The organism is Nocardioides sp. Iso805N (genome assembly GCF_000364605.1).
Classification (GTDB): Bacteria; Actinomycetota; Actinomycetes; order Propionibacteriales; family Nocardioidaceae; genus Nocardioides.
This window is the reverse complement of the sequence record NZ_KB822575.1, coordinates 70187-83444: the sequence shown is the minus strand read 5'-3', so window position 1 is coordinate 83444 and position 13258 is coordinate 70187. Positions and strand designations below refer to the sequence as shown.

The window sequence follows — 13258 nt, the reverse complement described above, 5'->3', positions numbered from 1 at the left end:
CGTGCCCGGGAGACAGGCAAACCACGTTCATCACCCAACAGCAGATCAGTGTGAAGGGGAGGTCGACACCGTGTCGATCAACATCAAGCCTCTCGAGGACCGCATCGTCATCAAGCAGGTCGAGGCTGAGCAGACCACCGCGTCCGGCCTGGTCATCCCGGACACCGCCAAGGAGAAGCCCCAGGAGGGCGAGGTCCTGGCCGTCGGTCCGGGTCGTGTCGACGACAACGGCAACCGCATCCCGCTCGACGTGGCGGTCGGCGACAAGGTCATCTACAGCAAGTACGGCGGCACCGAGGTGAAGTACGCGGGCGAGGAGTTCCTCATCCTGGGCGCGCGCGACATCCTCGCTGTGATCGCCTGACACAGCGCCTGATTCCGGGACGTCATACGAACCGGCCGCCCCGGCAGCCACTCGTATGACGTCCCGGATCCATTTCTGACCAGACAGAGGAAATTTTCATGCCGAAGATCCTGGAGTTCGACGAGAACGCCCGTCGCGCCCTCGAGCGTGGCGTCGACAAGCTCGCCGACGCAGTCAAGGTGACGCTGGGCCCCAAGGGCCGCTACGTCGTCCTGGACAAGAAGTGGGGCGCGCCGACCATCACCAACGACGGTGTCACCGTCGCACGTGAGATCGAGCTCGACGACCCCTTCGAGAACCTTGGTGCCCAGCTCACCAAGGAGGTCGCCACCAAGACCAACGATGTTGCCGGCGACGGCACCACCACCGCCACCGTGCTCGCCCAGGCGATGGTCCACGAGGGCCTGCGCGCGGTCGCTGCCGGCGTCAACCCGATGGGCCTCAAGCGCGGCATGGATGCCGCTGCCGCCAAGGTCGGCGAGGCGCTGCGCGACGCCGCCCGCCCGGTCAACGACGAGTCCGACATGGCCTCGGTCGCGACCATCTCCAGCCGTGACAGCCACATCGGCGACCTGCTCGCCGAGGCTTTCAGCAAGGTCGGCAAGGACGGTGTCATCACCGTCGAGGAGTCGAACACCCCGAGCACCGAGCTCGAGTTCACCGAGGGCATGCAGTTCGACAAGGGCTTCATCTCGGCGTACTTCGTCTCCGACCCGGAGCGGATGGAGGCCGTCCTCGACGACCCGTACATCCTGCTCGTCCAGGGCAAGGTCTCCTCGGTGCAGGAGCTTCTCCCGATCCTGGAGAAGGTCATGCAGGCGGGCAAGCCGCTGTTCATCCTGGCCGAGGACGTCGAGGGCGAGGCGCTCTCGACCCTGGTGGTCAACAAGATCCGCGGCACGTTCAACGCCGTCGCGGTCAAGAGTCCGGCCTTCGGTGACCGTCGCAAGGCGATCATGGAGGACATCGCGATCCTGACCGGCGGTCAGGTCATCGCTGCCGAGATCGGTCTCAAGCTCGACCAGGTCGGCCTCGAGGTGCTCGGTCAGGCCCGTCGCATCGTGGTCACCAAGGACAACACCACGATCGTAGACGGTGCCGGCGACCCCGCCGCCGTCAACGGCCGCGTCGGTCAGATCAAGGCCGAGATCGAGAGCACCGACTCCGACTGGGACCGCGAGAAGCTCCAGGAGCGTCTCGCCAAGCTCGCCGGCGGTGTCTGCGTGATCAAGGTCGGCGCGCACACCGAGGTGGAGCTCAAGGAGAAGAAGCACCGCATCGAGGACGCCGTCTCCGCGACCCGTGCCGCGATCGAGGAGGGCATCGTCGCCGGCGGCGGCTCGGCCCTCGTCCACGCGGCCTCCGCGCTGGAGAACGACCTCGGTCTCACCGGTGACGAGGCCGCCGGCGTGCGCATCGTGCGCAAGGCCGTCGACGAGCCGCTGCGCTGGATCGCCGAGAACGGTGGCGAGAACGGCTACGTCGTGGTCAGCAAGGTCCGCGAGGCCGGCGTCGGCAACGGTTGGAACGGCGCCACCGGCGAGTACGGCGACCTGGTCGCCCAGGGCGTCATCGACCCGGTGAAGGTGACTCGCTCCGCGCTGGTCAACGCCACCTCGATCGCGGCCATGCTGCTCACCACCGAGACGCTGATCGTGGAGAAGCCCGAGGAGGAGGAGCCGGCGGCCGCCGCCGGTCACGGCCACGGGCACGGCCACGGTCATTGATCTTTAAGATTGCTCGACCCATCTGAGTCGGCGCGATCGCAGGCAACAGCCTGCGATCGCGCCGACTCGGCATTTCAGGCGCTGCGGGACTCTCGCAACGTGGACACATTGTAAAACATGTAACTCGATCAATATGATCGTCTTTGTGACATCAACGTTACAGGTACGCCGCATCCGGCGCGAGGAGTACGACGCGGTCGCCCAGCTGACGCTGGCCGCCTACGAGAACGACTACCAGCTCGACCCCGACTACCGGGAACGGCTGCTCGACGTCGCCGGATGGGACCGCGACCACCAGGTCTGGGTCGCCGAGGACGTGACGTCCGGCGAGCTCCTCGGCGCGGTCACCACGCCGGGGGAGAACGGGCCGGTCGGCCGGGTCGCCCGGCACAACGACCTCGACTTCCGACTGCTCGCGGTCGCGCCGGGCGCTCGACGCCGCGGTGTCGGTCGGCTCCTCGTGGAGCACGTCATCGAGCTCGCCCGAGCCCGCGGCCGGGCCCGGGTGGTGATGAACAGCGGCCCGCAGATGACGGGCGCGCACGCGCTCTACGCACGGCTGGGCTTCCGGCGGCTGCACGAGCGCGAGACCCACGTCCTCGACGACGGACGGGTGCTGTACGCGTTCGCTCTCGACCTCGACGGCGGCGCCGCGCAGGAGGCACGCGGGCTGGTTCTCGCCGTGGAGCTCGGTGCCCTGACGCGGGATGCCGCAGGAGTGCGGACGTGGGTGCGCTGGGCGGAGGAGGAGGGGTTCGCGCTGGTGACATTCGCGGACGCGCCGGCCAGCGCGCCGACCGGCGTCGGCGCCGCTGCGGAGGTCGGGGTCGATGCCGGCACCCGGGCGTCGTACGCCGCTCTGCTCACCGACCGGATCGGGCTGGCGCCGACCCTGCCGGTGACCACCGCCGAGCCCTTCCACCTGGCCACCCAGCTGGCCAGCCTGGACCACGCCACCGACGGCCGCGCCGGGTGGATCGTGACGGCTCCCGACTCGACCGCGGCGCTGGCCACCGTCGGCAGCCCGGCGTTGACCACCGACCAGGCCCGCCAGGAGGCGCGTGACGCGGTCGAGGTGGCCCATCGGCTGTGGGACTCCTGGCAGGACGACGCGATCGTCAAGGACGTCGCCACCGGGCGCTTCGTCGCCAGCGACCGCCTGCACCGGGTCGACTTCGAGGGTGCGACCTATGACATCGTCGGGCCGCTGATCACGCCGCGTCCGCCGCAGGGCCAGGTGGTCGTGATCGCCGACGTCGCCCTGGGGCTCGGCGATGCCGCCGACATCGCGCTGGTCCCCGATCCCGACGGGATCGAGCGGGCGCACGCCAGCGGGGTGGCCCGGATCTTCGCGGACCTGCAGGTCGACCTGGACGATCGGCCTGATGCCGCCGAGGAGCTGGCCGGCCGCCTGATCCGGCTTGCTGAGACCGTCGACGGCGTCCGGCTGCACCCGACCTCCGCCGCGGACCTGGCGATCCTGGCGGCCCAGGTGCTGCCGCGGCTGCGCGAGGCGGGACTGCATCGTCCGCCCGTCCCCGGCTCGACGCTGCGCGAGTCGCTCGGACTGCGCCGCCCCGCCAACCGCTACGCCGTACCCGCCTGAGGAGGGCCCCATGACCAGTCCCGCCGAGCGCTACGGCACCCCCGACACCGGTGCTGCACCCGACCCGTCCGCACACGTCCACCTCGGGGTGTTCTATCCCGGCGTCGGCCCGCAGCTGCTGTGGGCGGAATCGACGTCGCACACCAGCGTCGCGACCTTCGTCGAGGTCGTCACGACCTTGGAGCGCGGCCTGTTCGACGCGTTCTTCCTCGGTGACGGCCAGCGGCTGCGGGAGAACCGCGGCAAGGTCTACGAGCTCGACATCTCCGGTCGGCCCGACTCGATCACCCAGCTCGCCGCGCTGGCGGCGGTCACCGAGCGGATCGGCCTGGTGGCGACCCAGAACACCACCTACAGCTACCCCGCCGACCTGGCGCGTCGCCTCGCCGGCCTGGACCACCTCTCCGGCGGTCGCGCGGGCTGGAACATCGTCACCACCGACAACGCCTGGACCGGCGGCAACTTCCGCCGTCCGGGCTGGCTCGAGCACGAGCGTCGCTACGACCGCGCCGGCCAGTTCGTCGACGCGGCCAAGGAGCTGTGGGGCACACCGGTCGGCACGACGGTCGAGCGGCACACCGACCTGGTCGACTTCCGAGCCGTGGCCTCGGTGCCGCGAAGCACGCAGGGGCGGCCGGTGCTCTTCCAGGCCGGCGACTCCGATGGCGGCCGCGAGCTCGCCGCCGCCCACGCCGACGTGGTCTTCTCGGCCAACACGGCCTACGACAAGGCGGTCGCGTACGCCGTGGACCTGCGCGCGCGGCTGCGCCGGATCGGCCGCAGCGTCGACGCGGTCCGGATCCTGCCCGGCGCGGGCGTCGTGCTCGGCGCCACCCGCGCCGAGGCGGAGGACAAGGCGCGCTGGATCCACGAGCAGACAGTCTCGCCGGCCCGCGCGCTGGCGTTCTTCGAGCAGTACTGGGGCACGGACCTGTCGTCCTACGACCCGTTCGGGCCGCTGCCGGACATCGAGCCCGCCGAGGGCGAGCTCGATCCGTCCCGAGGCACGCTGTCGATCGATCGGCGTACCGGGAAGCATGCGCAGGTCCAGGCCTGGCGCGAGCTGTCCAAGGAGCAGGGGTTGAGCATCGTCGACCTCGCCCGGCAGGTGCAGCTCGCGCACCCCTCGTTCATCGGTACGCCGGGGGAGATCGCCGAGGAGTGGGCACACTATGTCCGGACCCGGGCGGTGGACGGCTTCAACGTCACGCCGTACCAGCTGCCGGGACAGCTCACCGAGATCGTCGACCTGCTGGTCCCCGAGCTGCAGGAGCGTGGCGTCTACCGCGCCGCCTACGAGGGCACCACGCTGCGCGACCACCTGGCCCTGCCGGGGGTCGTGGACGGTGTCGTGGACGGTGCCGGCGGGACCGTCGGGGCCCGGACCGCGTGACCCTGGCAGCCGGGTCGGCAACCTCGATCGATGCGGCGCCGACCCGGCCGCTGGGGCTGTGGGTCTGCCTGGCCGCGGGCTTCACCACGCTGGTGGACCAGTCGGTCATCAACCTGGCCGTGCCCTCGATGGCGCGCGACCTGGGCGGTTCGACGGCGCAGGTCCAGTGGGTGCTGGCGAGCTACTCGCTGACCTTCGGACTGGCGTTGGTACCGGCGGGGCGGTTCGGCGACCTCCGCGGTCGCCGGCCGCTCTTCCTGGGCGGCATCGCGCTCTTCGGGATCGGCAGCCTGGTCTCCGGGCTGGCGCCCGCGGCGGGCTTCGTCATCCTGGCGCGCCTGCTGCAGGGCGTCGGGGCCGGCGTGATCAGCTCCCAGGTGCTGGGCCTGGTCCAGGATCTCTTCGACGGCGCCGACCGCGTGAAGGCGCTGGCGGCGTACGGCGTGGCTGGGGGCCTGTCCGGTCTGGTCGGGCCGGTGATCGGCGCGACACTGATCACGGTGCTTCCGGGCGCGATCGGGTGGCGGGCGGTGGTGGCCCTCAGCGCCCCGCTGGCTCTCGGCACGATGGTCCTCGGGCTGCGCTGGCTGCCGCGGACCGAGCCGTGCGACCCGGGCGCCCGGGTCCGGCTGGACCTGCTCGGCCTGAGCCTCCTGGCGGTGGCGACGATGGCGCTGCTGCTGCCGTTCGTGCAGCCGGGACTGCCCACCCCGCTCGCGGCCGGGCTGGTGGCCGCGGCACTGGCGGCCCTGATCGCGTTCGTCTCCTGGGAGAGGTACGCCGGCGCTCGCGTACCCGGTGCGGTGATCGTCCCGCCCGCGCTGGCTGCGGCTCCGGGCTTCGTCAGCGGGACGCTGGTCTCGACGTTCTGGTTCGGGGCCGGGCAGGCCCAGAACGTGGTGGTCACCCTCTTCCTGCTCGAGGACCGGCACGTCACGCCGCTGCTGGTCGCGGCGGCCTTCCTGCCGAATGCGGCGGCGTTCGCCTGGAGCTCGGCGCGCAGCTGGCGGCTGACCGCGAGGTTCGGCACCCGGCTGATCGCGGTGGCGATCGGGGTCCAGGCGCTGGTCTGCCTGGCGCTCGCCCTCGCCCTTCCCCATCTCGGCGCGGCCGCGGCCGTGGTCACGCTCTGCGCCACCAACGCGGTCTCCGGGCTCGCGGGCGGCTGCGTGGACGCGCCCAACCGGGCCACCACGCTGCTCCACACGCCGGATGCGTCGCGCGGGGTGGCGGCCGGATTCCTGCAGCTCGCTCAGCGGCTCTCGGCGACGGTCTGCATCGCGGCCGCGACCGGCATCGCGCTCACGGCCGGGGGAGTGCCGGCGCCGGGCCGGGTCGGCGCGGCGCTGGGGCTGGGCGTCGGGCTGCAGCTGCTGTCGCTCGTCTTCGCCGTGCGGCGGGGCTGAGGCGACGCGATGTGGACGACGTACTAGCATCTGTCTTGTAATTCGATAAGATCAATCGACTTTGTAGTTTACCGAGGAGGCGACGTGAGCCTGGCAGTGGAACCCACCGATGGGGTGGACACGCTCGACCGGCGTCCGGGCGACGACGAGCTCGTCGCGGCCCGGCTGGTCGCGCGGCGCAAGCCCGGACAATGGATCTCGGCGCTGGTCGCGCTCGTCGCCGTCGCGGCGCTGGTGCACAGCGTCCTCACCAACCCGCACTTCCAGTGGGACGTGGTGCGCTACTTCTTCCTGCGTCCCTCGATCCTCGAGGGTCTGCTGCTGACCATCTGGCTGACCGTCGCGGTGGTCGTCTCCGGCTACATCCTCGGCATCGGCCTGGCCGTGATGCGACTCTCGCGCAACCCCGTGCTCGCCACAGTGAGCTTCGGCTTCGTCTGGTTCTTCCGCTCGGTGCCGCCACTGGTGCAGCTCCTGCTCTGGTCCAACCTGGCCTCGCTCTACCCGACGCTCTCGCTCGACGTCCCGTTCGTGCACCACTTCGCCACCATCCACACCGCGCATCTGTTCACCGCCCTGCTCGCGGCGTACGTCGGGCTGACCCTCGACGTCGCCGCCTTCTCGGCGGAGATCATCCGGGGCGGCCTGCTCTCGGTGGAGAACGGCCAGAGCGAGGCGGCCAAGTCGCTCGGCCTCGGCAAGGCCCGGATCTTCTGGCGGATCGTGCTGCCGCAGGCCATGCCGGCGATCGTCCCGGCTAGCGGCAACATGGTGATCGGCATGCTCAAGGCCACCTCGATCATCAGCGTCCTGGCTGCGCACGACCTGCTGCACAGCGTCCAGCTGATCTACGAGCAGAACTACCTGATCATCCCGCTGCTGCTGGTCGCCACGATCTGGTACATCATCCTGACCACGGTCCTCTCGATCGGGCAGTACTTCGTGGAGCGGCACTACGCCCGCGGCAAGGGCGGCCCGGCGCCGCGCGGCCTGTGGGAGGTCGCGCGCGGCAGCCTGCCGTTCGCCGGCACGGTCCGTCGCGACCTGGCGGGGCTCGTGTGAGCGCCCCGGTGACCCCTGCGCTGGTCCGGATCCGTGGCCTGCACAAGCACTTCGGCCGCCACCAGGTGCTCGAGGGCATCGACCTCGACGTACCGGCCGGCTCGGTGACGGTGCTGCTCGGTCCCTCCGGCTCGGGCAAGTCCACCCTGCTGCGCTGCGTGAACCACCTGGAGAAGCCGGACGCGGGCTTCGTCGAGGTCGGCGGCGAGATCATCGGCTACCGCCGGGACGGTGAGCGGCTGCGCGAGCTGCCCGACCGTGCCGTCACCCGCCAGCGCGCGAAGATCGGGATGGTCTTCCAGCAGTTCAACCTGTTCCCGCACAAGACCGTGCTGGAGAACATCGTCGAGGGCCAGCTGGCCGCCGGCGTACGCCGCAAGGCTGCGGAGTCCCGTGCGAGTGAGCTGCTGGCCAAGGTCGGTCTCGCCGGTCGCGAGGCGTCCTACCCGCGCCAGCTCAGCGGCGGCCAGCAACAACGCGTCGCCATCGCTCGGGCGGTGGCGAACGACCCGCAGCTGATCCTCTTCGACGAGCCGACCAGTGCGCTGGACCCGGAGATGGTCGGCGAGGTCCTCGGCGTCATGAAGGATCTCGCGGCCGCCGGTCTGACGATGATCGTGGTCACCCACGAGATCGGCTTCGCCCGCGAGGCGGCCGATCAGGTCGTCTTCCTCGACGGCGGCCGGATCGTCGAGGCCGGGCCTCCCGGCGAAGTGCTCGCCAACCCCAGGAACGAGCGCGCCCGCGCATTCCTGTCCGCCGTGCTCTAGCGGCCCCACCCGAGAGAAGGAAACCCGTGAAGATCCTCAAGCCGACCGCCCTGGCCGGACTCGCCGTGAGCCTGGTGGCACTCGCCGGCTGCGGCAGCTCGTCCGACACCCTCAGCGCGGCCGACCAGTCCGTCGGCGCCCAGACGACGACCGCTGCCTCGGCCGACGCCATCCCGACCCAGGACGTCGTCTCCTCGGTGCAGACCGTGGCGAAGCTGCACGACGAGCTGCCTGCGGCGATCAAGTCCAGCGGCGTGCTCACCCTCGGCACCACCGAGGCGACCGGTTCGGCGGGCCTGCCGCACAGTGGCTCGGACACCTCCAACAAGCAGATCGGCCTCGACGTCGACCTGCGCGACGCCGTCGCCAAGGTACTTGGCGTCGACTGGAAGGTCTCCTACGGCGCCTTCGAGACCATCGTGCCCGGCGTGCAGAGCGGCAAGTACGACGTCGGCCAGGACAACTTCGCCGTCACCTCGGCCCGGTTGCCCGTGGTCGACTTCGCCACCTACCTCAAGGACGGCCAGGGCTTCGTAGCCGCCAAGAGCAGCGACCTGACCAGCGTGACCAAGCTGACCGATGTCTGCGGGCACACCGTCTCCACCGGTGCCGGCTCCAGCTTCCAGCAGATCCTGGACGCGGGCATCAAGCAGTGCAGCGCCGCCGGGCTCAAGCCGTACACGCCGAAGTACTACAGCGACACCTCCTCGATCCTGCTCGGCCTGCAGAACGGCCAGACCGACCTCTACTTCGGCCCGACGCTGGGCGACAAGTATCTCGTCGCGCACCAGCCGAACCTGAAGTTCCTCGGCGAGGTCAGCTCCACCGACGTCGGCTTCGTGACCGCCAAGGGCGCCCCGCTCGCGCACGTGCTGGTCGATGCGGTCAACGAGCTCATCCAGGACGGCACCTACGCCAAGATCTTCGAGAAGTGGGGCGTCGGCGGGTCGGGCATCAGCAAGTCCGAGTTCAACCCCACGCCGGCCTTCTGACCGGCGTCACGACAGCACAGGAGCAACAGATGACGATCCAGGAGACCGACGCCTTCGTCGAGGACTGGCAGCGCTGGCACCGGGCGAAGGACGAGAGCTTCGCCTCCCCGCACGGCTTCCTCGCGGTGACCGGGCTGCACTGGCTCACCCGCGAGCCGAGTCGCTGGGACGACGCTCCCGGCGCCTGGTCGACCGGTCCGGACGGCGTCGTGGTCGAGCTGGCCGCCGACGAGTCGCTGGTGGTCGACGGCATCGAGGTGACCGGCCGGCACGCGTTCGGCGTCATCCCCGAGCGCGGCGGCGTCGACGCGGTCTTCGGCGACGCCGTCATCGAGGTTGCCAAGCGCGGTGGCAGCGACCTGATCCGGCCCCGCCATCCGGAGAACCCGCTGCGGCTGGCCTTCGCCGGCACGCCTGCCTACGGGCCGAGCCCGGAGTGGGCCGTGTCCGGGCGCTACGTGCCCTTCGAGGAGCCCGTCGCGACCACTGTCGGCTCGGTCGTCGACGGACTGGAGCACGTGTACGGCGCCGTCGGCCGCATCGAGTTCGAGCATGACGGCGAGCAGTACGCCCTGACCGCCTTCCCGGGGTTCGCCGCCGGCACGGTGCTGGTGCTGTTCAGCGATGCCACGGCGGGCGTCACGACGTACGGCGCGGTCCGCAGCCTGACCGTGGCCGCACGCGCGGGCGGTGGCGAGGTCGTCATCGACTTCAACCGCGCCACCAACCTCCCGTGCGCCTACACCCCGCACGCGACCTGCCCGCTGCCGCCCGCCGGCAACCGGCTGCCCTTCCCGGTCGAGGCGGGGGAGCAGACGCCGGTCTAGGGGCGTCGCGCCGACATGGGTGAAGGGGCACGGTCGTGCCCCTTCACCCATCTCCTCGCCGGCGCCCTCGCACCGCCGCGCCGCCATCGCGGGACAATGGGTCGCGTGAGCGACTTCGCGAAGGCTTGGCAGGCGTGGCACGAGGCGCGGGAGGCCGGCCTGCGGGCGACTGACGGCTGGCTCGCCATCAGCTCGATCCGCTGGCTCGGGGCCGAGCCGGAGCGATACGCCGACGTGCCCGGCGAGTGGTCCGGCAGCGACGCGACCGCGATCGTCACGCTGGCCGAGGGTGAGTCCCTGGGCGACCTCGGCCCCGGCACGCACGTGCTCGGCCCGCTGGACGAGGACGGCGTGCGGCTGGGCTTCGAGGGAGGGATCGCCGAGGTGGCCGCCAGACCGGGCGGCCCGATCGTGCGGCCGCGCCGTGCCGGTGCCGCCAACCTGCACGCCTACGTCGAGACCCCGACCTACCCGGCCGATCCGGGGTGGGTGCGTGCCGCGACGTATGAGGACGGCCGGGTGGTCTTCGAGCACGTCGGCGGTGAGCACCGCCTCGCCGCCGAGGTCGAGGACGATGGTCGCCTCTGGGTGCTGTTCCGTGACGCCACCTCGGGAGTCACGACCTACGCCGCGATGCGCCAGCTCCTGCTGCCCGCCCCGGATGCCGAGGGCCGGACAGAGATCGACTTCAACCGCGCCACGAACATGCCCTGCGCCTACACCGACTTCGCCACCTGCCCGGTGCCGCCGCCGGGCAACACGCTGCCCTTCGCCGTCGAGGCGGGGGAGAAGATCCCGGAGTTCGCCCGGCTCTGATCGGTGGGCGGGGAAGCGCCGCCGGCGCCCCCGCCGCGACCGGGGTGTGGCGACCGCCTCTCCGGGGCACAGCACGTCATGGACGACGTCGAGGTGGTCGTGGTCGGTGCCGGGGTTGCCGGGCTGCGCTGTGCCGGCCTGCTGCAGGCGGCGGGCCGCAGCGTGCTGGTCCTCGAGGCGGGTGACGGCGTCGGCGGCCGCATCCGCACCGACCGGGTGGACGGCTTCCTGCTCGATCGCGGCTTCCAGGTGGCCAACCCGGCGTACAACGCGCTGAGGGCCGCCGTCGATGTGGCCGCGCTGGAGGTGCAACCGTTCCCGGCCGGCGCTCGGGTGCTCGCCGACGACGGCGCCCACACCGTCGCGGACCCGGCCCGTGCGTTCCGGCTCGCCGGCGCGAGCGCGCTCACCGCGCTGCCGCGACCGGCCGAGCTGTGGGCGCTGGGGAAGTGGGCCGCGCCGCTGCTCACCGGGATGCGGAAGGAGCACGGCCTCGCGCGCCACCTGCTCCAGGCTCGTCCCGACACCTCGCTCCGCGTCTCGCTGGACAAGGTCGGCGCCCACGGGTTGCTGCGCGCGACCTTGGAGCGCTACCTGGCCGGCGTCGTTCTGGAGGACGAGGGCGAGACGTCTGCGGCGTTCGCGCTGCTGCTGATGAGGAGCTTCGCGCGCGGCCGGCCGGGCCTGCCGCGAGCGGGCATGCAGGCTCTGCCGGACGCGATGGCCGCACCGCTGGCGGGCCGGATCCGGTTCGGCGAGAAGGTGGAGCACGTCGAGGAGATCGACGGACGCGCCCGTGTGTGGACCGTCGGCTCGACGATCACGACCGACCGGGTCGTGGTGGCCACCGATGCCTGGTCGGCGGAGTCGCTGCTGGGTCGGGCGCGGCTCGTCGCGCCGGAGCCGAAGGGCCTGGTCACCGACTGGTACGCCGTCGACGAGGCGCCCGAGACCACCGGTCTGCTGCACCTCGACGTGCGGCAGGACCGGGGTCCGGCCGTGAACGCGTGCGTCGTCTCGGCGGCGGCTCCCAGCTACGCGCCCGCAGGCCGCCACCTGGTGCAGGCGACCAGCCTGCTGCCGGCAGGCGCGGAGCCCGCCCCCGAGTCGGATGTACGTCGCCACGCCGCGGCGATGCTCGGCGGCTCCGAAGCCGGGCTGACCCTGCTGCGCCGCGACGTCGTACCGCATGCGCTGCCGGTGCAGCCTGCGCCGCTGCACTTCCGGGCGCGCCAGCGCGTCGACGAGGTCACCCTGGTCTGCGGTGACCACCGCGACACCGCCTCGACCCAGGGTGCGCTGGTCAGCGGCGCGCGGGCGGCGCGGGCCGTGCTCGCCTCCTTCGCCTCGCTGGGCGAGTTCGCGTGAGCTCCGCGGGCGCGGTGACCGGCGGCGGCCGGGAGGGCCTGACCGTCCTGGTCACCGGTGCGACAGGCTTCGTCGGCAGCCGTCTGGTCCCGGTCCTCGCGCGGGCCGGCCATCGGGTGCGGGCGATGACCCGCCACCCCGATGCCTACGACGGCTCCGGCGAGCCGGTGTACGGCGATGTCGGCGACCCCGACTCGCTGCTCGAACCGCTGACCGACGTGGACGTGGCGATCTACCTGGTGCACTCGCTCGGGGAGGCCGACTTCGAACGCCGCGACGCGGAGGCGGCGCGGGCGTTCGCGATCGCGGCGCAGGAGGCGGGGGTGCGGCAGCTGATCTACCTGGGTGGCCTCGGCGAGGAGCAGGACGGCCTCTCCGCGCACCTGCGGTCGAGGCGCCAGGTCGAGCAGCTGCTGGCCAGCTCCGGCGTACCGCTGACGGTGCTGCGCGCGGCGATCATCGTCGGTGCCGGCGGGATCTCCTGGGAGCTGACCCGGCAGCTGGTGAAGCACCTGCCCGCGATGGTGGTGCCGCGCTGGGCGAGCACCCGCACCCAGCCGATCGCGATCGACGACGTCGTCCGCTACCTGGCCGGCGTGGTCGGCAACGAGGCGGCGTTCGGGAGGACCTTCGAGCTCGGCGGCGCCGACCGGCTCACCTACACCGCGATGCTGCAGCAGGCCGCCGAGGAGCTGCACGGCCGGTCGCTGCCGATCCTCGAGGTGCCGGTGCTGACCCCGCGGCTCTCGTCGTACTGGATCGCCCTGGTGACCGACGTCGATCCCGTGACCGCCCGCAACCTGATCGACTCGATGCGCAACGAGGTCGTCCAGCACGACCAGGACATCCGCGAGCTGGTCCCCGGCGAGCCGCTGGGCTACCGGCAAGCGGTCCGCCGCGCGCTGGGCGAGTGATCGACTCCGCGCC

General features: G+C 71.6%; 12 protein-coding genes. All 12 read left to right on the top strand.

Features of this window, described 5'->3' with window-relative positions:
- The first annotated feature begins 70 nt into the window (after nt 1-70).
- The 12 genes from groES to H036_RS0100315 all read left to right on the top strand — a co-directional run bounded on the left by groES (nt 71) and on the right by H036_RS0100315 (nt 13245).
- Nucleotides 71-364 (top strand): co-chaperone GroES, encoded by a 294-nt coding sequence (gene groES / locus H036_RS0100370; RefSeq protein ID WP_017932780.1) that lies wholly within the window; start codon nt 71-73, stop codon nt 362-364.
- A 98-nt stretch (nt 365-462) separates the two neighbouring features.
- On the top strand, nt 463-2091 hold the full coding sequence (gene groL, locus H036_RS0100365) for a chaperonin GroEL (RefSeq protein ID WP_017932779.1): 1629 nt from the start codon (nt 463-465) through the stop codon (nt 2089-2091).
- A 145-nt stretch (nt 2092-2236) separates the two neighbouring features.
- Complete coding sequence (locus H036_RS24085) at nt 2237-3697, top strand: LLM class flavin-dependent oxidoreductase (protein WP_017932778.1); 1461 nt, start codon at nt 2237-2239, stop codon at nt 3695-3697.
- A 10-nt stretch (nt 3698-3707) separates the two neighbouring features.
- Nucleotides 3708-5090, top strand: coding sequence for an LLM class flavin-dependent oxidoreductase (locus H036_RS0100355; protein ID WP_017932777.1), 1383 nt, complete (start codon nt 3708-3710; stop codon nt 5088-5090).
- Nucleotides 5087-6496, top strand: a complete 1410-nt coding sequence (locus H036_RS0100350; protein WP_017932776.1) for an MFS transporter — start codon at nt 5087-5089, stop codon at nt 6494-6496. Before H036_RS0100355 ends, H036_RS0100350 begins: the two co-directional genes overlap by 4 nt.
- A gap of 84 nt (nt 6497-6580) precedes the next feature.
- Nucleotides 6581-7558, top strand: coding sequence for an amino acid ABC transporter permease (locus tag H036_RS0100345; RefSeq protein ID WP_232421777.1), 978 nt, complete (start codon nt 6581-6583; stop codon nt 7556-7558).
- Nucleotides 7555-8328: an amino acid ABC transporter ATP-binding protein gene (locus tag H036_RS0100340; RefSeq protein ID WP_017932774.1), complete on the top strand. Its 774-nt coding sequence runs from the start codon at nt 7555-7557 to the stop codon at nt 8326-8328. The genes H036_RS0100345 and H036_RS0100340 overlap by 4 nt, the downstream gene beginning before the upstream one ends.
- Before the next feature lie 26 nt (nt 8329-8354).
- A complete protein-coding gene (locus H036_RS0100335; RefSeq protein ID WP_017932773.1) occupies nt 8355-9320 on the top strand; it encodes a transporter substrate-binding domain-containing protein in 966 nt (321 codons plus the stop codon).
- 29 nt (nt 9321-9349) lie between these two features.
- Nucleotides 9350-10147, top strand: coding sequence for a DUF1684 domain-containing protein (locus tag H036_RS0100330; RefSeq protein WP_017932772.1), 798 nt, complete (start codon nt 9350-9352; stop codon nt 10145-10147).
- Nucleotides 10148-10252: 105 nt separating this feature from the next.
- The gene (locus H036_RS0100325; protein WP_017932771.1) at nt 10253-10963 is read left to right on the top strand and encodes a DUF1684 domain-containing protein; all 711 of its coding nucleotides are present in this window, start codon (nt 10253-10255) and stop codon (nt 10961-10963) included.
- Nucleotides 10964-11041: 78 nt separating this feature from the next.
- On the top strand, nt 11042-12331 hold the full coding sequence (locus tag H036_RS0100320; RefSeq protein ID WP_017932770.1) for an FAD-dependent oxidoreductase: 1290 nt from the start codon (nt 11042-11044) through the stop codon (nt 12329-12331).
- Nucleotides 12328-13245, top strand: coding sequence for an NAD(P)H-binding protein (locus tag H036_RS0100315; RefSeq protein ID WP_017932769.1), 918 nt, complete (start codon nt 12328-12330; stop codon nt 13243-13245). The genes H036_RS0100320 and H036_RS0100315 overlap by 4 nt, the downstream gene beginning before the upstream one ends.
- Nucleotides 13246-13258: the final 13 nt, after the last annotated feature.

Coding starts and splice junctions, on each gene's coding strand:
- H036_RS0100330 (WP_017932772.1), top strand. CDS start 9,350: ATGACGATCCAGGAGACCGACGCCTTCGTCGAGGACTGGCAGCGCTGG.
- H036_RS0100355 (WP_017932777.1), top strand. CDS start 3,708: ATGACCAGTCCCGCCGAGCGCTACGGCACCCCCGACACCGGTGCTGCA.
- H036_RS0100320 (WP_017932770.1), top strand. CDS start 11,042: ATGGACGACGTCGAGGTGGTCGTGGTCGGTGCCGGGGTTGCCGGGCTG.
- groL (WP_017932779.1), top strand. CDS start 463: ATGCCGAAGATCCTGGAGTTCGACGAGAACGCCCGTCGCGCCCTCGAG.